General features: G+C 43.2%; 25 protein-coding genes and 1 other annotated feature. Of the genes, 18 read left to right on the top strand and 7 right to left on the bottom strand.

The genetic code is table 11. From position 1 onward, the window contains the following. Positions 1 to 23 precede the first annotated feature (23 nt). Genes pgsA through uvrY form a run of 3 tightly spaced genes read right to left on the bottom strand, consistent with a single transcriptional unit; the run spans position 24 to position 3,104 of the window. On the bottom strand, positions 24 to 581 hold the full coding sequence (pgsA, locus tag FCV43_RS01285) for a CDP-diacylglycerol--glycerol-3-phosphate 3-phosphatidyltransferase (RefSeq protein ID WP_017052024.1): 558 nt from the start codon (positions 579 to 581) through the stop codon (positions 24 to 26). Between the two features lie 46 nt (positions 582 to 627). After that, positions 628 to 2,460: an excinuclease ABC subunit UvrC gene (uvrC, locus tag FCV43_RS01280; RefSeq protein ID WP_113797369.1), complete on the bottom strand. Its 1,833-nt coding sequence runs from the start codon at positions 2,458 to 2,460 to the stop codon at positions 628 to 630. Then, the gene (uvrY, locus tag FCV43_RS01275; protein ID WP_029203297.1) at positions 2,460 to 3,104 is read right to left on the bottom strand and encodes a UvrY/SirA/GacA family response regulator transcription factor; all 645 of its coding nucleotides are present in this window, start codon (positions 3,102 to 3,104) and stop codon (positions 2,460 to 2,462) included. Before uvrY ends, uvrC begins: the two co-directional genes overlap by 1 nt. A gap of 388 nt (positions 3,105 to 3,492) precedes the next feature. Here uvrY and FCV43_RS01270 point away from each other — a divergent pair, with 388 nt between their 5' ends. Beyond that, complete coding sequence (locus tag FCV43_RS01270) at positions 3,493 to 5,856, top strand: DNA polymerase II (RefSeq protein WP_136993784.1); 2,364 nt, start codon at positions 3,493 to 3,495, stop codon at positions 5,854 to 5,856. Between the two features lie 10 nt (positions 5,857 to 5,866). Here the strand turns inward: FCV43_RS01270 and FCV43_RS01265 are convergent, their stop codons facing one another. Further along, the gene (locus FCV43_RS01265; RefSeq protein ID WP_136993783.1) at positions 5,867 to 6,634 is read right to left on the bottom strand and encodes a nucleotidyltransferase domain-containing protein; all 768 of its coding nucleotides are present in this window, start codon (positions 6,632 to 6,634) and stop codon (positions 5,867 to 5,869) included. Between the two features lie 147 nt (positions 6,635 to 6,781). On the opposite strand from FCV43_RS01265, the gene FCV43_RS01260 reads away from it, so the two are divergent. Both FCV43_RS01260 and FCV43_RS01255 read left to right on the top strand, forming a co-directional pair. Beyond that, the gene (locus FCV43_RS01260) at positions 6,782 to 7,102 is read left to right on the top strand and encodes an HI1450 family dsDNA-mimic protein (protein WP_029203296.1); all 321 of its coding nucleotides are present in this window, start codon (positions 6,782 to 6,784) and stop codon (positions 7,100 to 7,102) included. A 118-nt stretch (positions 7,103 to 7,220) separates the two neighbouring features. Continuing rightward, on the top strand, positions 7,221 to 7,703 hold the full coding sequence (locus FCV43_RS01255; RefSeq protein WP_136993782.1) for an RNA methyltransferase: 483 nt from the start codon (positions 7,221 to 7,223) through the stop codon (positions 7,701 to 7,703). A gap of 97 nt (positions 7,704 to 7,800) precedes the next feature. Here the strand turns inward: FCV43_RS01255 and rluB are convergent, their stop codons facing one another. The 3 genes from rluB to rnm form a co-directional block, all read right to left on the bottom strand. Beyond that, positions 7,801 to 8,832, bottom strand: coding sequence for a 23S rRNA pseudouridine(2605) synthase RluB (gene rluB, locus FCV43_RS01250; protein WP_136993781.1), 1,032 nt, complete (start codon positions 8,830 to 8,832; stop codon positions 7,801 to 7,803). A gap of 145 nt (positions 8,833 to 8,977) precedes the next feature. Next, positions 8,978 to 9,598 (bottom strand): L-threonylcarbamoyladenylate synthase, encoded by a 621-nt coding sequence (locus FCV43_RS01245; protein ID WP_017052016.1) that lies wholly within the window; start codon positions 9,596 to 9,598, stop codon positions 8,978 to 8,980. Between the two features lie 47 nt (positions 9,599 to 9,645). After that, entirely contained in the window at positions 9,646 to 10,506 is an 861-nt protein-coding gene (gene rnm / locus FCV43_RS01240; protein ID WP_113797377.1) for an RNase RNM, read from the bottom strand. Between the two features lie 84 nt (positions 10,507 to 10,590). Between rnm and FCV43_RS01235 the strand changes: the two genes are divergently transcribed. From FCV43_RS01235 to yciA, 15 genes are all read left to right on the top strand, one after another. Beyond that, a complete protein-coding gene (locus FCV43_RS01235; protein WP_136993780.1) occupies positions 10,591 to 10,701 on the top strand; it encodes a Trp operon leader peptide in 111 nt (36 codons plus the stop codon). Beyond that, positions 10,648 to 10,749: a sequence feature (Trp leader region), on the top strand. Its footprint overlaps the gene before it by 54 nt. A 77-nt stretch (positions 10,750 to 10,826) precedes the next feature. Beyond that, on the top strand, positions 10,827 to 12,506 hold the full coding sequence (locus FCV43_RS01230; protein WP_431188276.1) for an anthranilate synthase component 1: 1,680 nt from the start codon (positions 10,827 to 10,829) through the stop codon (positions 12,504 to 12,506). A gap of 2 nt (positions 12,507 to 12,508) precedes the next feature. Beyond that, positions 12,509 to 13,099 carry an aminodeoxychorismate/anthranilate synthase component II gene (locus FCV43_RS01225; protein ID WP_113797381.1) on the top strand — a complete coding sequence of 197 codons (591 nt, stop codon included), beginning with the start codon at positions 12,509 to 12,511 and terminating at the stop codon, positions 13,097 to 13,099. A 33-nt stretch (positions 13,100 to 13,132) separates the two neighbouring features. Next, entirely contained in the window at positions 13,133 to 14,131 is a 999-nt protein-coding gene (gene trpD / locus FCV43_RS01220; RefSeq protein ID WP_136993880.1) for an anthranilate phosphoribosyltransferase, read from the top strand. 4 nt (positions 14,132 to 14,135) lie between these two features. Then, on the top strand, positions 14,136 to 15,566 hold the full coding sequence (gene trpCF / locus FCV43_RS01215) for a bifunctional indole-3-glycerol-phosphate synthase TrpC/phosphoribosylanthranilate isomerase TrpF (protein WP_136993778.1): 1,431 nt from the start codon (positions 14,136 to 14,138) through the stop codon (positions 15,564 to 15,566). 143 nt (positions 15,567 to 15,709) lie between these two features. Next, positions 15,710 to 16,927: a tryptophan synthase subunit beta gene (gene trpB / locus FCV43_RS01210; protein ID WP_017052010.1), complete on the top strand. Its 1,218-nt coding sequence runs from the start codon at positions 15,710 to 15,712 to the stop codon at positions 16,925 to 16,927. Then, the gene (gene trpA / locus FCV43_RS01205; protein WP_136993777.1) at positions 16,927 to 17,733 is read left to right on the top strand and encodes a tryptophan synthase subunit alpha; all 807 of its coding nucleotides are present in this window, start codon (positions 16,927 to 16,929) and stop codon (positions 17,731 to 17,733) included. The genes trpB and trpA overlap by 1 nt, the downstream gene beginning before the upstream one ends. 478 nt (positions 17,734 to 18,211) lie before the next feature. Continuing rightward, complete coding sequence (locus tag FCV43_RS01200; protein ID WP_113797387.1) at positions 18,212 to 19,471, top strand: dicarboxylate/amino acid:cation symporter; 1,260 nt, start codon at positions 18,212 to 18,214, stop codon at positions 19,469 to 19,471. Positions 19,472 to 19,765: 294 nt separating this feature from the next. Continuing rightward, complete coding sequence (locus tag FCV43_RS01195; RefSeq protein ID WP_136993776.1) at positions 19,766 to 20,905, top strand: ABC transporter substrate-binding protein; 1,140 nt, start codon at positions 19,766 to 19,768, stop codon at positions 20,903 to 20,905. A gap of 67 nt (positions 20,906 to 20,972) precedes the next feature. Then, positions 20,973 to 22,700 carry an ABC transporter permease gene (locus FCV43_RS01190; protein ID WP_136993775.1) on the top strand — a complete coding sequence of 576 codons (1,728 nt, stop codon included), beginning with the start codon at positions 20,973 to 20,975 and terminating at the stop codon, positions 22,698 to 22,700. Further along, positions 22,666 to 23,313, top strand: a complete 648-nt coding sequence (locus FCV43_RS01185) for an ATP-binding cassette domain-containing protein (protein WP_136993774.1) — start codon at positions 22,666 to 22,668, stop codon at positions 23,311 to 23,313. The genes FCV43_RS01190 and FCV43_RS01185 overlap by 35 nt, the downstream gene beginning before the upstream one ends. Next, positions 23,306 to 23,932, top strand: coding sequence for a CDP-alcohol phosphatidyltransferase family protein (locus tag FCV43_RS01180; protein WP_136993773.1), 627 nt, complete (start codon positions 23,306 to 23,308; stop codon positions 23,930 to 23,932). Before FCV43_RS01185 ends, FCV43_RS01180 begins: the two co-directional genes overlap by 8 nt. 189 nt (positions 23,933 to 24,121) lie before the next feature. Continuing rightward, positions 24,122 to 24,373, top strand: coding sequence for a hypothetical protein (locus FCV43_RS01175; protein ID WP_017052003.1), 252 nt, complete (start codon positions 24,122 to 24,124; stop codon positions 24,371 to 24,373). A 104-nt stretch (positions 24,374 to 24,477) separates the two neighbouring features. Beyond that, positions 24,478 to 25,050, top strand: a complete 573-nt coding sequence (locus FCV43_RS01170; RefSeq protein ID WP_017052002.1) for a septation protein A — start codon at positions 24,478 to 24,480, stop codon at positions 25,048 to 25,050. Positions 25,051 to 25,158: 108 nt separating this feature from the next. Continuing rightward, positions 25,159 to 25,557, top strand: coding sequence for an acyl-CoA thioester hydrolase YciA (gene yciA / locus FCV43_RS01165; protein ID WP_017052001.1), 399 nt, complete (start codon positions 25,159 to 25,161; stop codon positions 25,555 to 25,557). The last annotated feature ends 113 nt before the right edge of the window (positions 25,558 to 25,670 follow it).

The raw sequence follows: 25,670 nt of genomic DNA, 5'->3' as shown, positions 1-25,670 counted from the left end.
GTTCGCTTTTTTTGTTTTAATTCTTAATGATGCTGCTCATCAAGCAAATCATCTTTTGCAGCGGCCAAATATTGAACCATTGACCAGTAGGTTAAGATGGTCGCAATGTAAAGTGCACCATATCCTACCCAAATCATCCAATCATCATAGCGCCAGATAAGCACCCAAAGCGCAAACATTTGAGAAACGGTTTTAACTTTACCTACCCACGAAACGGCAACACTTGCTCGTTTACCGATTTCCGCCATCCATTCTCTTAAAGCAGAGATGATAATTTCACGGCCAATCATAGTTACCGCTGGAATTGTCACCCATATTGAATGGTAGTGCTCAGTCACTAATATCAATGCCGTTGCGACTAAGACCTTATCTGCCACAGGGTCAATGAATGCCCCGAAACGAGAAGTTTGGCCTAATTTTCGCGCTAGCATACCATCTAACCAATCGGTAAAACCCGCAACCCAAAACACCATTGCCGCAGCAAATGGAGCCCATGAATACGGTAGATAGAAAACTACGACAAAGACAGGGATGAGAAATAATCTCAATAACGACAAAATGTTAGGTATATTAAAACGCATATTATTAGGCTCTTATCAATTGCGCCTTCATGTTGCGGGATTTTTGCTATTGTTTCAATGCTTGATAAATAATTTCTGCCAAAGAAATACTAATACCGGGCACTTTGGCTATTTCTTCAACAGTAGCACGTTTTAATTCTTGCAATCCGCCCATGTTCTTTAGTAAGGCTTGTCTGCGTTTCGGACCGACACCTTCGATCCCCTCTAAAGGGCTCGTGCGACGCGTTTTGCCACGTTTAGCTCTATGCCCAGCAATCGCATGATTATGGCTTTCATCACGAATATGTTGAATGAGGTGAAGTGCAGGTGCATCACTTGGTAAATTAAACTCTTCACCATCGGTAGTAATCAAGGTTTCAAGCCCGGGTTTACGAGTAACACCTTTAGCAATACCAATCATGATTGGGCGTTTTGGCCAATCTTCCCAATGTTTGGAAATTATCTCTAGTGACCGATTCAGTTGCCCTTTGCCACCATCGATGAAAATCACATCAGGTATTTTATCTACATCCAGTTGCTTGGAGTAACGGCGCTCTAGAACTTGACCCATTGCCGCGTAATCATCACCACCTGTAATTCCGGTAATATTATAGCGGCGATACTCCTGCTTCACGGGGCCTTCATGATTGAAGACAACACATGACGCAATCGTACTTTCACCCATAGTATGACTAATGTCGAAACATTCCATTCTGCGAATTGATTCAACCGCCAACACATCCTGAAGCTCTTTGAAGCGCTGGTTGACCGTCATCTTATGATTTATTTTGGTCGTGATCGCGGTTAATGCATTGGTGTTAGCAAGTTTAAGGTACTGACTTCGACTTTTCGTTGGGTTCGTCTGAAATGTGATTTTCCGCCCAGCAACATCGCTTAAGGCATCCTGGAGAGCGTTTGTCTCTTCAACTAAGCCCGCACTTAATATTATTCGGGTCGGTATAGTTCGCGATTCGTTATGTGCCAAATAATATTGACTGAGGAAACTATAAAAGACCTCTTCCGAGGTTGTCTTGCTGGGTATTTTTGGAAAATGGCTACGACTACCCAGGATCTTACCCTGTCGGATCATCAAAATATGGATGCATGCAATGCCATTCTCTTGAGCAAAACCGAGTACATCCATGTCGTCCATACTGTCTTCAGAGACAAATTGCTGCTCTTGAACTCGTCGAATTGCCTGAATCTGATCTCTGAACCCTGCGGCTTCTTCGAATTTGAGTTGCTGGCTCGCCTTATCCATCTTGTCGATCAAAGTTTCAAGTACTTGCTTATCTTTGCCTTTCAAGAACAGACGAACATACCCCACCAGCTCGGCATAATCTTCATCGGATATGATGCTTTTCACACATGGTGCGGCACAACGTCCAATTTGGTACATCAAGCACGGACGAGTACGATTACCATAAACCGTATCTTCACATTGTCTAACTGGGAATATTTTTTGAATTAAATGAAGTGTTTCTCGAACCGCACCAGAGTCAGGATAAGGACCAAAATATTCGCCTTTGCGCTTTTTCGTTCCTCGGTGCATTGATAGCCGAGGATGTTTATGTCCGCTGATAAAGATGTATGGGTAAGACTTATCATCTCTCAATAAAACATTGTACTTAGGCAAATACTGCTTAATGTAGTTATGTTCTAAGATCAGAGCTTCTGTCTCAGTATGTGTCACTGTGACATCAATTTTATCGATATTACTTACAAGAGCGCGCGTTTTTTCACTATCTACTCTTTTGCGGAAATAACTAGAAAGGCGTTTTTGGAGGTCTTTGGCTTTTCCAACATATATCACAACAGCATCGGCGTTATACATACGATAAACGCCGGGCTGATGTGTGACTGTTTTTAGAAAAGCTACCGAGTCAAACGATGATGTCACTACAAGGTCTCGGTGTCTAAAATTCCATGTCGAATAGCCAAATGCGTCAACTCGACATCACCACCTATATCTAACTTGCTAAACAAGCGGTAACGGTAGCTATTGACTGTTTTTGGACTTAAATTTAATTGTTCTGAAATATCCGTGACTTTCTGTCCTTTGGTGATCATCATCATGATTTGAAGTTCACGTTCAGAAAGATCTTTAAATGGATTCTCAGACGCAGGCGAAAATTGACTTAATGCCATTTGCTGCGCAATTTCTGGGGAAATATATCGCTGTCCAGTATGGACTACACGAATAGCATTCACCATTTCATCAGGACCTGCACCTTTGGTTAGATAACCGGCAGCTCCTGCTTGCATCACTTTAGTTGGAAACGGATTCTCCGTATGAACCGTCAAAACAATGATTCTAACATCTGGATTGTATCGCAAGATTTTTTTGGTCGCTTCAAGCCCACCAATACCCGGCATATTCATATCCATCAAAATAACGTCGGTATTATTACTCCGACACCATTTTACTGCATCTTCACCGCTTTCAGCTTCCCCTGCTACGTTCATTCCACGGACGTCTTCTATAATACGTCGTATCCCTGTGCGAACCAGCTCGTGATCATCTACAAGGAAAACATTTATCAAACTTGTATCTCCACACTTGTCTATTGGTTCTGCATCCCCAAAATATGGGAAGCAGCATGGTTGCTTATAGTAACGCATTTCGTATAAAAATGCTTATCAAGAATATGTGCCCAAACTCAAACTTTAGCAAGAACTTATTTTATAAGAACAAAAAATCATCGTTAAAGTTCTTATAGATCACTAAGTTAAAGTATTACCTGAGCAACTAAAACGATTGTGATCAACTTGTTACATGTGCAACTAACAACTTAAATCACTCTGCTGAATATTAACTTTTGTGTATATTTATCCACCGCATTTATTTAATACTCGCATAACAACTCCCAATCTTCTTTTATTCTTACTGAGGTTTGTTATTATCTCATCACTATTTTTTTGAGTGTCTATTTTGAATACTGAACAGGGGTTTATTCTTACCCGCCAAGCCAGAGATACATCTGGAGCAACTCAAATTGACTTATGGCTCAGCACGCCTAACGGGCCTACGCTATTAACGATACCTCAAGAAAAACCCATTTTCTTTATTCCACAATCCACTCTTTCTCAGTGTCAAACCATCGCGCAGCAAGAGTCGGTTAATGTCCAGTTTAAACCTTTACCTTTAACTTCTTTTGAGCAGCATTCACTTACTGGCTGTTACTTCAATACGAGTAAAGACGCCAATAAATTTTCAGCGACGTTGGCATTAAATGACATCACCACATATGAGGCCGATATTAAACTCGCCGACAGGTATTTAATGGAGCGATTCATTAAAGGCGGTGTTGAATTCACAGGGCGACAAAAACAGAAGCAATCGTATCGACATATCGAACAAGCAAAATGCAGAGCGACCGATTACATACCGTCACTTTCTGTCGTATCAATTGATATCGAATGTTCCGAAAAAGGGATTCTTTACTCTATAGGGTTAGATAGCCCTATGGACAGCCGAGTCATTATGATCGGGCCTTCGCAACCCAGTGAGACACAGATCCAATGGGTCCCCGATGAGAAATCCCTGCTAATCGCAATGGTTGATTGGTTTCAACAATTTGATCCCGACATTATTATTGGGTGGAACGTTATTGATTTTGATTTTCGGCTTTTGCATAAGCGCGCTGAATGGCATCACTTAGCTTTAAAAATTGGTCGAGCAAAGCAATCCAGTTTCTTTAGAACCTCAAACCAAAGCCAGCAAGGGTTTATCACCATTCCTGGACGAGTCGTTCTAGATGGTATTGATACTCTAAAAACGGCAACCTACCACTTTCGTTCCTGGTCGTTAGAATCTGTCTCAAGAGAGTTACTTGGTGAAGGTAAAGACATCCATAATGTTCATGACAGAATGGATGAAATCAATCGAATGTTCCGTGAAGATAAGCCGTCACTCGCTCGTTATAACTTGCAAGATTGCGTGCTCGTAAATCGAATATTTCAACATACGCATTTGCTTGATTTTGCTATAGAAAGAACACGATTGACTGGAGTAGAACTCGATCGGATTGGCGGTTCTGTCGCGGCTTTCACCAATTTGTATCTTCCACAGATCCATCGCTCAGGCTATGTTGCCCCCAATTTAGCGCCTGAAAATTGGATCGCAAGTCCTGGCGGCTATGTTATGGATTCTATTCCACAGCTCTACGACTCTGTTCTGGTACTCGATTTCAAAAGTCTTTATCCCTCAATTATTCGTTCATTTCTGATTGACCCTATCGGTTTAATTGAAGGGCTGAAACAAGAGATTGGGAATGACGAAAAGGGATCGGTACCTGGCTTTAGAGGTGGTCAATTTCATCGGAAACAACATTTCTTACCTAAAATGATCGAAGATCTTTGGGCCGCTCGCGATATCGCAAAGAAGAATAATGAAAAAGCATTTTCACAAGCGATAAAAATCATCATGAACTCTTTCTATGGTGTTTTAGGATCTTCTGGTTGTCGTTTTTTTGATACCCGACTAGCATCCTCAATCACTATGCGCGGTCATGAAATAATGAAACAGACCAAAGTGCTGATTGAGCAACGGGGTTATCAAGTGATCTACGGTGATACTGACTCCACCTTTGTTTCGCTAAACGGTCAATTCTCACAGCAAGAAGCTGACAAGATTGGTCATCAATTAGTGCAAGAGATTAACGACTGGTGGACTGATCATCTCAGAGAAGAGTTCAACCTCACGTCGATTTTAGAGATTGAATACGAGACCCATTACCGTAAGTTCCTCATGCCCACTATTCGGGGATCAGAGACGGGCTCAAAGAAACGTTATGCAGGGCTGATTGGAGAAGGTGACAATGAGAAAATCATTTTTAAAGGATTAGAAAGTGCCAGAACGGATTGGACACCGCTTGCACAACGATTTCAACAGCAACTCTACCAAATGGTTTTTCATGGTGAAGATCCAAGTGAATACGTCCGTCAATTTGTTGAACAGACCAAGGCAGGTCAATTCGATGATGAGCTAAGCTATCAAAAACGATTACGCAGAAAACTGCACGAATATCAGAAAAACGTGCCACCTCAAGTCAGAGCAGCGCGTATGGCGGATGAGATAAATGCGAAGCGCGGTCGTCCTCTTCAATATCAGAATAAGGGACGAATCGAGTATGTCATCACCATCAACGGCCCTGAACCAAAAGAGTACCAGCAGAGCTTAATCGATTATCAACACTATGTAGACAAGCAGATTAAACCCGTTGCCGAAGCTATTCTTCCATTTATTGATATCGACTTTGAGCGACTCAATGCCGCTCAGCTAGGACTATTTTAATAAAGAAGCACTACCCAATTTTAAACTCTGTTTTTTTATACTGTTTCGTCAACCAAGCACCAAACCCATCCAAGATCCCAATCACGGAGCGTTTCGGAATCAACTTTCCTGTGAGCAGTATATTTAATCGTTGAATTTCGACCTCTTTATCTGGATGGTAACGTAAGAACTCTTTCCCACATTCCGTTGGGTCATCAAACCAGCGTTTATCGCGATACATGATCAGCGAGTAACTAGCCCTAAGCAACTTTTTAGCAATCGTAACTTGCGCGTGTATCTGCTCGTGTGCCGTTGCCGCTTTTGCGATCCTATGGCGATAGATCTCCAACCAATCATCTACATCCATATTCCAGTGTTTTGCAATTTCCCAGCTAGGTTCGAATTCACCATAACAATCTGACAGATCTTCTCCATAGATGCATACGCAGCAGTGCTTAAGCATAAAACCCCAAGTGAAAATATTATCTAGATCGACAATATCACTCACCAACGCTGTCTTAATGGAAACCTCAGTAAGTTGCGGAAAGCTTTTCTGAAAACGCCATTTAATAGTATTAAGCAGTGTCGTTCGGTTATCGTTAAATTCGCGATGAGTGATCACAACGACATCCAAGTTGGAGCGACCAACCTTTGCCGACTTTCTTGCAACACTACCGTAGAGATAAACACTGTGTAGGTTGGTTCCAAGCCCACCCTTGAGGAATTTCAAAAGATCAGTGATTGCCGGTTGGAATTCGGCCTGAAACGGCGAGCTTGGATTGATAACAGGTAATACCATCTTGATTATTTGTCTTTAAAAATGAAAAAGAATACACAAGGTTATGATCTACTAGCTGAATCAATCGATCAAGTTATTCCTTTTATAGTGCGTGGCTTGATATACTATGTCCCAAGCACTTTAAGCCTACCCAATGAAGGTTACACAATGACAGAACTAATTTCTTATGATGACGCTATCGATGTGGCATACGACATCTTCCTAGAAATGGCACCAGACAACCTAGAACCTGCGGATGTCATTCTATTCACTGCACAATTTGAAGACCGAGGCGCTGCTGAACTGGTAGAGACTGGAGACGACTGGGTACAAGAAGTTGGATTTGAAGTTGATAAAGAAGTTTACGCTGAAATTAGAATTGGCCTAGTCAATGAAGCTGACGATGTCCTAGACGATGTGTTTGCTCGTTTACTTATCAGCCGAGACCCAGACAACCGTTCTTGCCACGCCCTATGGAAACGCGACTAGTTCTTACCATTTTCGCTTCGTTTTCATCAGCGTAATGATTAAGCCTGAGCCTACTTTTAACTACGGCACTCAGGCTTTTTTATTCTGTTTTACTTATCTTTAGCATTCGATTTCAATTATGACAAAAGCAACAAATGGCACCTTAGCTAAAGGCTACTCTTGCATTGGCCTATTCAATCCAAAAACACCAGAGAACGTCGGTTCAGTCATGCGCGCTGCGGGTTGTTACGACGTAAATTCAGTATTCTACACGGGAACACGTTACGAGCTCGCGAGACAATTTTGTACTGATACAAAAGAACAGCATTTAGATATTCCTCTTATCGGAGTTGAAAGCTTAAAAGATATTATTCCTTTGGGCTGTGTTCCTGTTGCGGTCGATTTAATCGAAGGGGCGAAACCTCTTCCTGACTACAAGCATCCACCTCGTGCCTTTTATATTTTTGGCCCTGAAGATGGAACGCTTAAAAAAGAGATCACTGATTTTTGTCGTGAAACCATCTACGTACCGACCAATGGTTGCATGAACCTTGCGGCTGCGGTAAACGTAATCCTCTACGATCGAATGGCGAAAGGCGATAACTTTTCAAACCATAAGTGATCTAAGTTAACGATGAATTGAAGAGCATCAATCTCATTATTGAGGCACAAAAAAACCTGCCATATTAAGCAGGTTTTTTTATTTAACTCATGAAACTCTAGATACGAGTTCTTGGTTTACTCGGCTTACTTGGACGGCCGTTATTCGGTTTTCTTGAACCCGGTTTCGGCTTCGCCTTGTTTGCAGAACCTTTCGGTGGTGCTCCAGCTTCATTTGTTGTCGTACCACGAGTATTCGGTTTTTGACGTTTCTGCTGATTACTGCGGCCTTTCGGTGCATTTGCACGCTCTTCGTGACGCTTAACTGCGCGACGAATTTTTTGACTACGAGAACGTTCACGCTGACGCGAAGTATTGTTCGCATCAAGATCAAGCATTGTCTCTTTCTCAGCAGGAAGTTCTACTAATGTTCTTAAGTAGTTAACTTCTGTTAGATCAAGCTCTTTCCAACCGCCTCGAGGTAATTTCTTATCTAAGTAGATATCACCATAACGAACACGCTTAAGACGGCTTACCGTGGTATCTTGCGATTCCCACAAACGACGAACTTCACGGTTACGACCTTCGTTGATTGCTACATAGAAAGTGTGGTTCATACCTTCACCGCCAGCATAAACAACATCTTCGAAACGAGCCATACCATCTTCAAGCTTAACGCCGCGAACTACATTCTTAACTTTGTCTTCGTTGATTTCACCAAAAACACGAACCAAGTATTCACGCTCAACTTGACGGCTAGGGTGCATCAAACGGTTAGCAAGTTCACCATCCGTTGTAAAAAGTAGTAAACCAGAAGTGTTCGCATCAAGACGACCCACTGAAATCCAACGAGAACCACGGATTTTTGGCAAGCGATCAAATACGGTACGACGACCTTCAGGATCGTTACGTGTACACAACTCCCCTTCCGGTTTGTAATACGCAAGTACACGACATACAACTTCTTCCGAAGCTTTACCAGAAACAGTATGACCATCAATACGGATAACCGCACTTTCGTCTTCTAGGCGCTCACCTAGTTTAGCAACTTGACCATTAATACTAACACGACCCGCTTTAATCAAAGCTTCAAGTTCACGACGAGAACCGTGACCTGCGCGTGCTAGAACCTTCTGTATTTTTTCGCTCATTTATCTACTATCTACCTAATTGTCGTCTTCACAGACGTCGAATGAATATTTTTGCGATCGAATCGCGGTCGCGTATTATCGCAAATTCAATGAAAAAAAGCATCTGTTATTTCGACAAATGCAGATGCTCGTTATCAAATCAGTTTTATTCAAACGGTACCGTATCACCAGCACCAATACGTGAAATCGTGACATCGTCTTCACTAAAATCAACAACCGTAGTTGGTTGCTCACCTAAATAGCCACCATTTAAGATCACATCAACGGCATGCTCCAGACTGTCACGAATCTCTTCTGGATCGGATTCAGTATGGCTATTACCAGGAAGAATCAATGACGTAGACATCAAAGGTTCACCAAGAGCTTCAAGAAGATCTAAGGCAATTTGATTGTCAGGGATACGAATACCGATCGTCTTTCTTTTTGCATTCATCAAACGACGCGGCACTTCTTTAGTCCCTTTAAAAATAAAGGTGTATGGCCCCGGGGTATTGCTTTTCAATAAGCGGAATGCAGTATTATCGACTCGTGCATACAGTGAAATTTCAGAAAGATCACGACATAACAGCGTGAAGTTATGCTTGCTATCTAAACGACGAATTTGGCAAATACGCTCTAACGCTTGTTTGTTTTCTAACTGACAACCCAATGCGTAACCGGAATCGGTTGGATAGACCACAATCCCGCCATTACGAATGATTGCTACGGCTTGACTGATCAAGCGAGCCTGAGGGTTTTCAGGGTGTACGTAAAAAAACTGGCTCATTGTAATTCCTCATTATCGAGTCTCTCGACTCTATCTGTGTGGCGTACTTATTGTTCTAAAGGTTTTTCTTTCTCAATAAGAGCCCAATCTTGCCATACTGGCTCAACCCCAGAAGGGAGCCAGAGGTTTCTTCCTAACTCCATCCAAGGTGATGGATAGTGAAAGTCGCTGCCTTGGGAAGCTAATAGTTTGTATTGTATAGCATAATCCGCCAAGTTGCGCCTTTCTTGCTGAGCTTGTTGCGGTTGAGCAACTTCCATTGCATCCCCACCCGCTTCAACATAGGCGCTTAGTAAACGCTTAACCCACTTAGCAGTCAACCCATATCGCCCAGGGTGAGCCAATACAGCTTGCCCACCAGCAGCATGAATCGCTTCTACCGCATCCGTCATTGAACACCATGTCGGTGGCACATAACCTGGATTATTCCGCGTTAAAAATTTCTTGAACACTTGCTGCATTGTTTTGGCGTAGCCGTTATCGACTAACCATTTAGCAAAATGAGCGCGCGTAACAGGAGCGTCTCCCGCAATAGCTTGCACCTCTTCAAGCACACCTTCACGTGTTGCCTTACTCAATCGCTCTGCAATTAACGCAGCACGTGAAACTCGATGCGCTTTTTGGCGCTCAATAAGCGCCGCAAGTTCCGCGGAATTAGGGTCAACATTCAATCCAACAATATGAATATCTTTATTTTGCCAAACCGTCGAAATTTCAATGCCATTAATCAATTGAATCGGTAGTTGGTTGTCTTCAATATAACGATGCGCAACCGGCAAACCATCCAAAGTATCGTGATCTGTGATCGCCAACACTTCGATATTAAAGCCCAAAGCGCGATCGATTAATTCGCTAGGTGAAAACCGACCATCAGAAGCGGTTGTGTGACTGTGTAGATCTATTCTCATTATTCATTACTTTTCGGCTTGACTTTTTACCTCCGCACCAGTTAACTAGTACGCAAATACACTAAATCATTTTTTGGGTTCACTATGTTACAAGAATTTAACCAAAACCATAAAGACAAACTTTCAGTTAATGCAGCTGATCTTAGTTGGTGGCGCACTTGGACAAGTTCTTGGTGGGCTAACGTATACTTTTAATTAATAAAATCTATACATTTAGCCCGCTCAATGAGCGGGCTTTTTATTTTGCTGTACATCTCACACTCAACTGAACAATAAAACATCGATATCGGAAGATTGCAGATTGGGTGCGTTCTCGCTTTATGCGACTATGTAGGCAGGAAGAATTAATAAATATTACTCAAGGAGGTCTTGTGAACAAGGCCATTGAAATTAAGAAGCTAGGAAAAATCGACGTCTTGCATACCTCTATTCCGTATGCTCAAGATCCAACTCGTCTATTCCATACATTATGTGAAAACAAAACCGACAGTCTTTTACTTGAGTCTGCTGAGATTGATTCAAAACAGAATCTTAAAAGCCTATTACTGATTGACGCAGCGGTTCGAATTGTCTGTCATGGGCACAAGGTTGTATTTAATGCCCTAACAGACAATGGGCGTAACCTAATTAAACACTTAGCGCGTAACATCCATCAACACATCTCATCCCAACTTGAAGAGAATACGCTTACTATTATCTACCAAGATGATAACGCTTCTGATGATTCAACGAATAACCTCTGCCTAGATGAGGACAGTCGCCTAAGAGAAGCGTCTTCATTTGATGCTCTGCGCTTAGTGCAACACAGTTTCAACTTAGAGAACCAAGACAAACATGCGATCTTCATTGGTGGCCTATTCGCTTATGATTTAGTCGCAAGCTTTGAACCTCTTGGCAATGCGAAAGCAACGAACCAGTGTCCAGATTATGTCTTCTACGTGGCTGAAACCTTGATGATCGTCGATCATCAAACAGAATCCTGCTCACTTCAAGCTAGTCTATTTGAAGCTACTCAGGTAGAAAAATGTCAACTTGAGCAGCGCCTAGAGCAGATTAATCACCAATGCCAATCTCTAGCAAATCTACCTGCTGCTCAAACCGTTGAGTGCACTGATGCGGTTCCAAGCGTCAGTGATGAAGATTTCTGTCAAACCGTTCGTGATTTAAAAGAGTTTGTTGTGAAAGGTGATGTGTTCCAAGTTGTGCCTTCACGCCGTTTTACTCTCCCTTGCCCTTCTCCCCTTGCTGCATACAAAGCATTAAAAGAGAGTAATCCAAGCCCTTACATGTTCTATATGCAAGATGAGCTATTTACCCTTTTCGGGGCATCACCAGAAAGCGCATTGAAATACGAAACAGACACAAACCAAGTTGAAATCTACCCAATAGCCGGAACTCGTCGACGCGGAAAACATGCAAATGGCAGTATCAATTTTGACTTAGACAGTCGAATAGAACTTGAACTTCGCACAGACAAAAAAGAGAACGCTGAACACATGATGTTGGTCGATTTAGCTCGTAACGATGTAGCAAGAATCAGCGCCGCTGGCACTCGTCATGTTGCTGACTTACTCAAAGTAGACCGCTATAGCCACGTCATGCATCTCGTTTCTCGCGTGGTTGGGCAACTAAGAGAAGATCTTGATGCTCTTCATGCCTATCAAGCGTGCATGAACATGGGAACGCTGACTGGCGCACCTAAGATCAGAGCAATGCAATTGATTCGTGATGTCGAACAAGCTCGTCGAGGCAGTTACGGTGGTGCTGTTGGTTACTTAACCGGTGAAGGCGATTTAGATACCTGCATTGTGATTCGTTCGGCTTATGTTGAAAACGGAATGGCACAAGTTCAAGCGGGAGCTGGCGTGGTGTTTGATTCCGACCCACAAGCAGAAGCAGACGAAACTCGCGGCAAAGCTCAAGCTGTCATTTCTGCCATTCAAGATGCACACCGCAAACCAGAAGTCGCATCTAAAAACCTCCAACAGCAGGAGTCATAAGCATGGCTAATATCGTCTTTGTCGATAACTTCGACTCCTTTACTTATAACCTAGTTGATCAATTCCGCTCACTAGGTCATCAAGTGACTATTTATCGAAACAACATTGCCGCTACGGTGATAGCAGAAGCCGTTAATCAACTCGATAACCCACTGGTTTTATTGTCACCGGGCCCTGGCGCACCATCAGAAGCGGGTTGTATGCCTGAACTGATCACAGCACTAAAAGGCAAAGTGCCGATGATTGGTATCTGCCTTGGACACCAAGCCATTGTTGAAGCTTATGGCGGCACAGTTGCGGGCGCAGGTGAAATCATCCATGGTAAGGTTTCGATGATGGAACACAGCAATCACTCGACCTATCAAGGTTTACCCTCTCCACTTGCGATTGCGCGTTATCACTCACTCGTGGCAACTCATGTGCCACCAACATTAACCATTACCGCCGAAGTGGATGGTTTAGTAATGTCAGTGGTTCATGAACAAGACAAAATTTGCGGCTTTCAGTTTCACCCAGAATCAATTATGACGACTTACGGAGCAACACTGCTTTCCAACGCAATTGAATGGGCTTTAGACGAAACACACGCCTAAACGGATTTAGAGGAAAAAATTATGGAATCAACAATGGAAAGCATCATCAACAAATTGTACGACCAACAATCTTTGACTCAGCAAGAGAGCCACCAGCTTTTTGATGTCATTATTCAAGGTGAATTAGACCCAATTCTGATGGCGGCAGCTCTTACGGCTCTAAAAATAAAAGGCGAGACACCAGATGAAATCGCAGGTGCCGCAAAAGCGCTACTTGCCAATGCGAGCCCTTTCCCTCGCCCTGATTATGACTTCGCCGACATCGTTGGCACAGGTGGCGACGGTTCAAACACCATTAATATTTCAACCACTGCTGCGTTTGTCGCGGCGGCATGTGGCGTAAAAATCGCAAAACATGGCAACCGTGGCGTATCAAGTAAATCTGGATCATCGGATCTACTTGACTCATTTGGTATCAACCTTGCGATGAGCGCAGAAGACACCCGTAAAGCCGTCGATGATCTTGGTGTCGCTTTCTTGTTCGCACCGCAATACCACGGTGGCATCCGTCACGCGATGCCTGTTCGTCAAACCATGAAAACGCGCACTCTCTTTAATATTTTAGGGCCATTGATCAACCCTGCTCGTCCTAACATCGAGTTAATGGGCGTCTATGATACGTCACTGGTTCGTCCTATCGCGGAAACCATGCTACAAATGGGAATGAAACGAGCGGCAGTAGTACATGGTAGTGGCCTAGATGAAGTCGCGATTCATGGCGAAACCTTAGTAGCTGAAATCAAAGATGGAAAAATCACAGAGTACACACTTCAGCCCGAAGATTTTGGATTAGAAACTTACCCGCTTGACGCCATTAAAGGTGGAGAGCCAGAAGAGAATCGCGCAATCATTACCGACATGCTGACAGGCAAAGGAACCGATGCTCAATTAGGTGCCGTTGCTGCCAATGTCGCTCTATTACTGCGCCTATTTGGACGAGAAGATCTCAAAGCAAATACCCAACATGCGATTGAGGTAATGAATTCAGGCAAAGCCTTTGAGCTAGTACAACAACTCGCGCAACGAGGATAAATAGATGACATCGAGATCAGAAGCCAAAGCAGAACAACTTTCAGAGCACATCTCTATTGAAAATACCGAGATGGCTGAAGTGCTGGTAAAAATTGTCAACGACAAACACAAATGGATTGAGGCGAGAAAACAGTCTCAACCTCTAGAAAGCTTTAAAGCATCGTTGGTTCCATCCGACCGAGATTTCTACGCGGCGCTCTCTGGTGATAAAGCGGCCTTTATACTGGAATGTAAAAAAGCATCGCCTTCTAAAGGGTTAATTCGCGATAACTTTGACCTTGATTACATTGCCTCGGTTTATAACAACCACGCCAGTGCAATCTCAATTTTGACCGATGAGAAATACTTCCAAGGTAATTTCGATTTTTTACCCCAAGTTCGTAATCAGGTCACACAACCTATTTTGTGTAAAGACTTCATGGTTGATATCTACCAAGTCTATCTCGCTCGCCATTATAGTGCTGATGCCATTTTACTGATGTTGTCCGTACTTAATGATCATCAATACCGTGAACTTGCAGAAGTGGCTCATTCACTAGGGCTAGGCATTTTAACAGAAGTCAGCAATGAAGAAGAACTTGAACGCGCGGTTGCACTGAAAGCGAAAGTGATTGGAATTAACAACCGTAACTTACGCGACCTATCAACAGACTTGAATCGCACCAAAGAGTTAGCGCCATTACTTCCTAAAGGCACCACCATCATTTCGGAATCGGGTATTTATACCCACCAGCAAGTTCGAGAACTCTCCGAGTTTGCGTCTGGCTTCCTTATCGGCAGCTCTATTATGGCTGAAGATGACATTGAATTAGCCGTCAGAAGTGTCACTCTAGGCGAAAATAAAGTGTGTGGATTAACTCATCCCGACGACGCAGCCAAAGCTTATCAAGCAGGTTCCGTCTTTGGTGGTCTTATTTTTGTCGAGGCATCCAAACGCTTTGTGAATCCGGAATCAGCCCGAATCGTAATGAGCGGTGCACCACTTAAATATGTGGGTGTTTTCCAAAACCAATCTATTGAGCAAGTCTCATCTTATGCCATTGAGCTTGGGTTAAGCGCGGTGCAACTGCATGGTGAGGAAGATCAACACTATGTCGACGCATTGAAAGCTTTACTACCGTCCTCAACTGAGATTTGGAAAGCCTATGGCGTTGCTGAAACGATGCCTAGCTTACTCGCCTCTCACATTGACCGTCATTTATTGGATGCCAAAGTCGGCAATCAATCTGGTGGAACAGGAGTGAGTTTCGATTGGGAACTCATTGATGACACAAACAACATTATGTTGGCGGGCGGATTATCGCCACAAAACGCAAGACAAGCAGCAGCATTGGGCTGTTTAGGTTTGGATTTCAACTCTGGCGTGGAATCACAACCGGGAACAAAAGACAGTCAAAAGCTACAACATGCGTTTGCTGAAGTTCGAGCGTATTAACCACAACTGAATCCGTAGCAATACTGAGCAGTAAAACGAGTTCTCAAGAACGAATAAATAGCAAATCAACCAAATTAAATGCTGATGTATTAACAATACCAACCGATATGTCAGCAACAAAAAGATAAAAAAGGGATGTAATCATGGCGAAACTTGATGCTTATTTTGGCGAATACGGTGGACAATACGTACCACAAATCTTAGTACCTGCACTGGACCAACTGGAGCAAGCTTTTATTGATGCTCAAAAAGATCCTGAATTTCAATCTGAATTCATGACGCTATTGCAAGAGTATGCAGGTCGCCCAACCGCACTCACCCTAACTCGTAATTTGACTAAGGGCACAAAAACAAAACTTTATCTAAAACGTGAAGATTTGCTCCATGGTGGCGCTCATAAAACCAACCAAGTATTAGGCCAAGCGTTACTTGCGAAACGTATGGGTAAAAAAGAGATCATCGCAGAGACGGGTGCTGGTCAACACGGTGTTGCCACTGCTCTAGCGTGTGCGCTGCTTGATCTAAAATGCCGAGTTTACATGGGTGCAAAAGATGTGGAACGTCAGAGTCCTAACGTGTTCCGTATGAAATTAATGGGAGCGGAAGTCATTCCTGTTCATTCAGGCTCTGCAACCTTAAAAGACGCGTGTAACGAAGCACTGCGTGATTGGTCTGCAAGCTATGAAGAAGCTCACTACTTATTAGGTACTGCTGCGGGCCCTCACCCTTTCCCAACCATTGTCCGTGAATTCCAACACATGATTGGCGAAGAGACGAAGAACCAAATCCTAGCTCGCGAAGGTCGTCTGCCTGATGCGGTTATTGCTTGTGTCGGCGGTGGTTCGAACGCGATTGGCATGTTTGCAGACTTCATTGAAGAAGAAAATGTACGCTTAATTGGGGTTGAACCCGCGGGTAAAGGTATCGATACCGACCAACATGGCGCGCCTCTAAAACACGGTAAAACAGGTATTTTCTTCGGTATGAAATCGCCTTTGATGCAAGATCCTAACGGTCAAGTAGAAGAGTCATACTCAGTATCTGCCGGGCTTGATTTTCCATCTGTTGGCCCACAGCACGCCTACTTAAACTCGATTGGTCGAGCGCAGTATGAATCCATTACCGATGATGAAGCACTAGAGACGTTTCAGCTATTAGCTCGTAAAGAGGGAATTATTCCAGCACTAGAATCAGCACATGCTTTGGCTTACGCAATCAAGATGGCTCAAGACGAACCAGAAAAAGAGCAATTGCTTGTCGTTAACCTTTCAGGACGTGGAGATAAAGACATTTTCACTGTACATGACATTCTTGAACAACAAGCTGCAAATAAAGCAGACAACAAAGAAGGAGCGCTATAATGGATCGCTATCAAACACTATTTCAGCGCTTAGCTGACAAACAACAAGGCGCTTTTGTTCCTTTCGTCACTATTGGCGATCCAAGCCCAGAGCTCTCTTTGCAGATCATGCAAACACTGGTTGAATCGGGTGCAGATGCGCTGGAGCTTGGCATTCCATTCTCAGATCCTCTTGCAGACGGGCCAACCATTCAAGGGGCGAACATCCGAGCTTTAGAGTCAAAAACCACTCCAAGTATCTGTTTTGACCTGATCGCAAAAATCAGAGCTCAACATCCAGATCTTCCAATCGGCTTATTGATGTACGCTAACCTTGTATTTGCGGGTGGAATCGAGAATTTCTATCAACGATGCGCTGAGGCGGGAGTTGATTCTGTATTAATCGCAGATGTTCCTACCAATGAGAGTGCCGAGTTCGTCGCAGCTGCTGAAAAACATGGTGTGCATCCGATTTTTATCGCCCCACCGACAGCAAGTAATGAAACTCTGAAATCGGTATCTGACCTTGGGGGTGGCTACACTTACCTACTTTCACGTTCAGGGGTAACAGGAGCAGAAACCAAAGCGAATATGCCTGTTACGGCTTTATTAGAGCGCCTCAATACATTTGACGCACCACCAGCCCTACTTGGCTTTGGTATATCGCAGCCTGAACAGGTTCAAGAGGCCATTCAAGCTGGAGCAGCAGGCGCAATCTCTGGGTCAGCTGTCGTTAAAATTATTGAGAGTCACCTTGAACAGCCAGAGAAGATGCTTAGCCAGCTTTCGAGCTTTGTCTCCTCAATGAAAGCGGCAACTCAAAGATAAACAGTAGGTGAAATAATGATCTGAATCCTGGATCTGACTTACACACGACTTGAACAAAAAGAGTACGATTTCGTGCTCTTTTTTTACTCTCCTCGCCCATAACACAATAACAATCACCGACTCAAAAAATAACATTCAACACAAAATGTTGTTAAATTTAAGATCTAAAAACCAACCCCCACCATCCCCTCACAAGTGTTAACAATCCACTTGTTTTCATAATTCACAATTCATATAGCTAGCATTCACTTTATAAATAAAACACATAAACAATGTGGCACAAACCTCAGCAATCGGTTGCCAGCGTGTGCAATTTAACCCAACGGTACATAAAACAGCACTTTGAGACCATGCGCAATTGTTCTCTCATTGCTAAATATGAAAATTAAGTGTAAAACTACTGCGAGATATTAGTCCACATCTATGCCGTACAGTAGAGACTAATACTGGGAAATTACAATTAAATAGCACAGAGGTTATGGAAGTGTTAAAACAAAACAATTTATTAAGCAACATCGGTGTCCAAGTTGTCATCGCTATGATCATTGGTACTGCCGTTGGTGCCATGATGGGTGAAAGCGCGACAATCTTTGCTCCACTAGGCGCAATCTTTATTAATTTAATCAAAATGCTGGTTATACCTTTAGTCGCAGTTGCACTTATTTCTGGTGCTGCTGGTCTAGGTAATAGCTCTTCTGCTGGTAAAGTTGGTGTGACTACTCTTGGTTACTTCGCTTTGACATCAGCTCTTGCGGTGACACTTGCTCTAATTATGGGTGAGGTTTTCGAACCAGGACGTGGTATCGACGTATCTGGCGTCGAAGGCATGTTCTCTGCTGAATACGCTTCTAAAGGTGAACTACCTACTTTTTGGGCTACCATCACTGGTATGATCCCAACCAACGTTTTCCAATCACTGAACGAAGCTAACATTCTTCAAATTCTTGTTTTCTGCCTATTTTTTGGTATCGCTATCTCGAAGCAAGCAAAAGAGAAACGTGAGCCAATTATCAATGGCGTGAACGCAATCGTTGATGCAATGGTATGGATGATCAACAAAGTGATGATCATCGCTCCACTGGGTGTGTTTGGTCTTATGGCTGAAGCTGTCGGCACATTTGGTTTCGGCGCACTGATGGTCGTATTCAAACTGTTCGTCGTTTATGTTGCTGCTATCTTAATCTTTGGTTTTGTTGCTTACCCGCTAATGATCCAAATATTCACTAAGACGTCTGCGAAGAAATTCTTAACCGCAATGAAGAAACCTCAAGCCGTTGCTCTGTCAACTGCATCTTCAATGGCGACACTTCCAGTAACAATGGAAACCTGCGAAAAAGAGCTAGGCGTGCGTAACTCAACAGCATCTTTTGTTCTTCCTCTTGGTGCCACCATTAATATGTCGGGCAACGCAATCTACTACGGCCTTGTTGCGATTTTCTTTGCACAGCTATTCAACATCGACCTTTCGATGGGCGCATACATCGCAATCATCATAACTTCAACACTGGGTGCTGTTGGTCAAGCGGGCGTTCCTGGACCTTCGTTCCTAGTTGTAGCTGTACTACTTGCTGCTGGCATTCCAATCGAAGGTCTACCGCTATTGTTCGCTCTTGACCGTATTTTCGATATGATCCGTACTGCACTAAACATCACTGGTGATGCTGCTTGTGCTGTTATCGTTGATTCATTAATTGAAGATGACGTTGTGAAAGCAGAACTAGAGAAACAACAAGCTTAAACCTAAGCTCAAAAGCTTAATTGTCATAAAAAGCTGCTCTATTTTGAGCAGCTTTTTTTATTCGCAATTAACCGAAAATAATGTCACGAATTCAAACACTCCCACTCTAATTGTCCCCTTTTATCCGACCAAAACAGGCTAACTAATTAAAAACAGTCAAACTATGAAAGTTTTTTCCTTGGTAACAGGTCTTAAACAGAGATAACATTACAAAATCATTAACTTGCCATACAATAAATTACAACAATACTTAAACGCACTGTTGCCGTTTAACTAAAATGGATTTTTGACATTATGAAACGATTTTTTTTGCTCCTTTGTACATCCCTACTCTCTCTGTCGTCCCATGCCGCATCATGGCAAGAAATTGAAGCAAAAGCGGAAGGCCAAGTGGTCTATTTTCATGCTTGGGGTGGAAGCCAAGAAATCAACCAGTATTTACGTTGGGCTGGACAAGAGCTAAACAGTCGCTATGGCATCACTTTTAAACATGTGAAAGTGGCAGACATATCAGAAACGACAGCTCGTTTATTGGCAGAAAAAACAGCAGGAAAGAGTGATGGCGGCAGTGTCGACATGGTATGGATTAACGGCGAAAACTTTAAGTCGATGAAAAACAGTAATCTACTCTTTGGTCCTTTCGTTAACACTTTACCGAGTTGGGAGTATGTAAACCAAGATTTCCCTGTTGATTTTGACTTTTCTGAACCAACCGATGGGCTAGAAGCGCCGTGGGGAATTGGTCAACTGGTATTTATTCACGACCAAGCAACATTAAATAATCCTCCTTCTTCTTTTAGTGAGTTACTCAGCTACAGCAAGGCCTTTCCTAATCGTATCGCTTACCCAAAACCACCTGAGTTTCATGGGACAAGCTTTCTGAAAGCGCTGCTTATTGAACTGACTCGTAACGATGCGACACTTCAAAAGCCAGTTAATGATGCCGATTTCCCTCTTGTTACCGCTTCGCTATGGAAATACCTAGACGAATTACACAAAACCGCTTGGCGTCAAGGTAAGCAGTTTCCTGCTGGATCATCAGAAATGCTTCAACTCCTTGATGATGATCAGATCGATCTCGCGATCACGTTTAATCCAAATGGTGTTTTCTCTGCTCAAGCGAGCGGTAAGTTAGCAGAGACGACTCAAGCATACGCTTTCGAGGCGGGCGCTCTGAGTAATATTCACTTTTTGGCTATTCCATGGAATGCTTCAGCAAAAGAAGGGGCTCAAGTTGCTATTAACTTCCTTTTAAGCCCAGAAGCACAATCACGCAAAGGCGACCTGAATATTTGGGGCGATCCATCTATCCTACAGTCGCAATATTTAACAGGCAGTGCGAAAAATACCAAACTATTCAAGTCAGTTGCTGAGCCGCATCCAAGTTGGCAAGTTGCACTGGAAAAAGAGTGGCTTAAACGCTACGGAAAATAAAATAGGTCATCACTATCATCTTAATTAAAACGATTAACGCACCATTAATAATTCAGTTAGGCCCTCAATGTTAAGGGGGCTTTACATACTGATCATGACGATATGTATTGTGCCTATCGCTCCAGGTATTGTCGGGGTGATTTTATCGTCACTTGGCTACATTCCTGCGATAGGTCTGAGCCAAGTTTCGCTTAACGGCTATCTAGCGGTTTTTCAATGGAGTGGCAGCGCGCAATCTTTAGGCTTAACCGTTTTCAGTACTCTTACGAGCAGTCTTCTCACTTGCTTGATCACTTTCGCCATCCTACAAAATAGTTGGCAAAGTACTGCCTGGAAAAAAATAGAGAACCTCCTTTCTCCACTACTGGCAATGCCACATGTTGCGTTTGCCATCGGTTTTGCGTTCCTTTTCTCACCTACCGGAATGCTTGCTCGCTTGATTGAGCCTTTAGCTCAGTGGCTACCTTTCATCAGTGCCCCTTCCTCTCAGAGTTGGCTCATTAAAAACGCTTACGCTCTGGGACTAACCTTGGTTCTGGTCATCAAAGAGGTTCCTTTTCTGCTGCTTATGAGCATTCCCATCATTCAGCAACTTAAGATCGACCAAACTCACAAAGTAGCCAGTAGTTTAGGTTACACACCTGCCCAAATGTGGTGGAAGTGTGTATTACCACAATGGCTCACCAAAATTCGCTTCCCGATGATGGCGATTATTGCTTACAGTGCGTCCGTCGTTGATGTGGGTTTGATTGTGGGCCCAACCAACCCGCCAACATTTGCGGTATTAGTGTGGCAGTGGTTTAGTGATCCAGACTTGAGCTTGCTACCCCGAGCAGGTGCAGGGGCGATGTTGTTATTTGCTCTTACGCTAGTGCTGATTGGCTTTGCTCGGTTAGTCGAGCACCTCGTGACCAGCTACAGCAGACATTGGCAAGTATCAGGCCGTTCTGGCGTAAGCTTTCCGGGCCTTAGCCTATTCATAGGTTTAGCTAGCATCAGTATCATGACGCTGCCTCTCATGCTGCTCTGGAGTTTTGCTCAACGCTGGCGATTCCCTGACCTATTCCCAACGCAACTAAGCACTCGATTTTGGATGACTGAGTGGCAAAACGTGGTGCCTACCATCGTTGATAGCACTCTCATTGCCATACTCGCCGCAACCATCGCCCTATTTTTCGCCATTATTTGTCATGAATACCGAGAAAAAAATCGCTGGCATGTGCCGGGCATTGTGATTGCTATCCCTATGCTGGTGCCTCAACTCTCCATTTTATTCGGCATTCAGATCACCACACTCTACTTTTCTGGCGATGCCTATTTCTTTTGGGTGACATGGTCACATATCTTCTTTGCGTTTCCTTTCGTTTTTTTAGCCCTAGACGGCCCCTGGCGCAGTTACGATCCTCGTATCTCACAAGCGGCTCTAAGTTTAGGAAAAACGCCACTGCATGTGTGGCTAAAAATCAAAGCGCCTATTCTTTTCCCTGCCATCATGTTTGCTTGGGCAGTCGGTATGAGTGTCAGCCTAGCGCAATATTTGCCGACTCTCATGCTGGGAGCAGGCAGAATTTCGACCTTAACAACGGAAGCGGTTGCTTTAGCTAGCGGCTATGATCGACGTGTCACTGCTATTTATGCCATGTGGCAAGCTCTTCTGCCGTTTATTTTCTTCTCTTTTGCGGTGCTTGTAAGCCGCCTTCATCTCGCTAAAACGCGATCTCACCATCAGCAACCTCAAATTGTTCGGAAGCCATTAAAACATGACTCTATGCATAAAAAACCTCGCCATATCTAAACATAAAGGCGATCTGCTATTTCCTGTCATCTCGACCCAAGTTAAAGCTGGAGAAGTATTAACCTTAATGGGTCCAAGTGGCTGTGGGAAATCAACGTTATTAAGCGCTATTGCAGGTCATCTATCTCCCGATTTCACGGCACAAGGCACGATAGCGCTTTGTGGTAACACTATTGGCGATCTACCACCACACAAGCGCCAAGTGGGGATTCTATTTCAAGAAGACCTCCTTTTCCCGCACCTTAACATTTGGGAAAACCTTGCGTTTGCACTGCCAAATAGAATCAAAGGAAACGAGCGTAAAGATGCTGCCATGGCGGCTTTAGACAAAGTGGGTCTATTAGAACTTGCCCATGCACTCCCCGACCAAATTTCTGGTGGGCAGCGAGCAAGGGTCAGTTTAGTACGCATGTTATTGGCTCAACCCAAACTGGCATTATTAGATGAACCATTCAGTAAATTAGATAAAGAGCTAAGAGTTCAGTTTCGTGATTGGGTATTTACGCAGCTTAAACACGCCAATATACCAACAATAATGGTGACGCATGACAGTGACGATGTACCACCAAATAGCCAGTGCTTAACGTGGCCATGGGGAGATAGTCATGCTTGATCGCTTTAGTATCCAAATCATTCGCCAACCCCTCACCTTCGCGGCTAAGTACGCGAATACCGCAGGGCTTACCGCCAATCAAATCACGGTTGCTGGCTTCGCTTTCGGTTGTTTAGCCTTTCCTGCTCTACTTTTTCAGCAGTATCAGTGGGCCTTGTTGTTCATTGTTATCAATCGAATCTTCGATGGTTTAGACGGGGCTCTTGCGAGAATTCAAGGGATCACAGACTCTGGTGGCTTCTTAGATATCAGTTTAGATTTTTTATTTTATTCGCTTGTTCCGTTCGGCTTTGTACTGGCAAACCCCGATCAAAACGCTATTGCTGGCGCTCTGCTTATCTTTTCGTTCATTGGCACCGGCAGTAGTTTTCTCGCTTTTGCTGTTATGGCAGGAAAGAGAAACATTAATAATCCGGTCTATAGTAATAAGTCCCTCTATTACATGAGCGGATTAACTGAAGGAACAGAAACTATTGGCTGTTTTGTGTTGTTCTGTTTATTTCCTTCTCAATTTGCAAATATCGCTTATGTGTTTTCAGCGCTTTGCTGGATCACAACCTTTACTCGAATTTGGTCTGGATTTCATACCATTAAAGCAGATGAAAAACAGACGTCTTAGACAATGAGAGGAACAGTAAATGGTGAGGGATGCCAAATATTCAAATTGATTTTCAAATTGAGTATTTGTGGCATAAAAGCGATAAAATAGCGTTAAAACTTTGGCATTTGTTTTGCTAGTTATTCTTCATACACAGTAGTGACCAGTATCGAAATTGCTGACAAACTACTCAGACATGGAGTACAAGTTATGACTGTTCAAAGACACACATACTACGGGCTCATCCATCACGGAATCAAAGCCCTGCTACTAGACAGAATTGGTCACTTTACTGAAAGTGAATACCATCAATACTTAGACTTGATGACAGGAAAATCTTCATGCTTTGCGATGAGTTGTGAAGAGCTTCACTCGACTGTTGAGAACTTACGAAGCGAAGGTTACTTGGAAGATATAAAAGGGTTAATCCCACAATTCCAATCTACAAGTATGATGAAATAACTATCTTTGCTTATTTTTTGTATCCAATTGTCACTATCTGTTTTGCATTGGGGCACTTTTCGTTAGACTGTGCCCAATTACTTAAATAGGATATATCTTGCAACATGAAGCAAATAATTGATTTTATTCCACTAATAATATTTTTCGCCCTTTACAAGATGTATGACATCTATACCGCAACTGGCGCATTAATTGTGGCATCAGCAATTCAGATTGCTATTACTTACTTCATCTACAAAAAAGTTGAAAAGATGCAAGTCATCACCTTTTTAATGGTGGCCATATTTGGTGGCATGACGATCTTCCTGCATGATGAAAACTTCATCAAATGGAAAGTGACGATTGTTTACACTCTTTTTGCGCTTGGGCTTTTGATCAGCCATATGATAGGCAAATCGGCAATCAAAGGGATGCTAGGCAAAGAGATTACGCTTCCTGATTCAGTCTGGAACAAAATTAACTGGGCATGGGTTGTTTTCTTTAGCTTCTGTGCAGCATTGAACGTCTATGTTGCATTTAGCTTACCACTCGATGTATGGGTCAATTTCAAAGTATTCGGCCTACTTGCTGCAACCTTCGCGTTTACCTTATTAACTGGTGTTTATATCTATAAGCATCTGCCAAAAGATCAACAGCTACCGGAAGACCAGGCATCTAATGATAAAAATGATGGTTAAGCTTTATCATTAGGTGATCAATAGATTATTTTTGATATAATCCCGCCATTAAATTTTCAGCGACCGTATTGGTCGCTGATTCGTTTGTCGTTTCGGAACCCTCTAAACATGACTCAAGAAATCAACTCGCCAAAAGGCCAACTTCTTCTTCGTACACTTGCTATGCCTGCTGATACTAATGCTAACGGTGATATTTTCGGTGGTTGGATCATGTCACAGCTCGATCTCGCAGGTGCTATTCTGGCAAAAGAAATTTCTTGCGGCCGTGTTGTTACCGTATCAGTATCAAGTATCACTTTTAAACAACCAGTGAGCGTTGGTGATGTGGTGTGTTGTTACGGTGAATGTACTCGAATTGGCCGCACTTCTATGTCTGTCAATCTTGAAGTTTGGATTAAACCTGTGAAGATTGATGGCATTGGTGATCGATACCAAGTTTGTGAAGCGACATTTAATTATGTTGCAATCGACAGCGAAGGCCGCCCTCGCCCAGTAAATCAAGGATAGATTCACAAAATAGCGCTCAATTCGAGGTTAAAGGTGTGAACTTCCAGTACATTGAACGGACTAACTTAGCTGTATAAGCATTTATAGAAGTCAGACATAAAGTAAGGATATTG

The organism is Vibrio genomosp. F6 (assembly GCF_005146325.1).
GTDB lineage: Bacteria > Pseudomonadota > Gammaproteobacteria > Enterobacterales > Vibrionaceae > Vibrio > Vibrio cortegadensis.
This window is presented reverse-complemented; position numbering and strand designations above follow the sequence as displayed.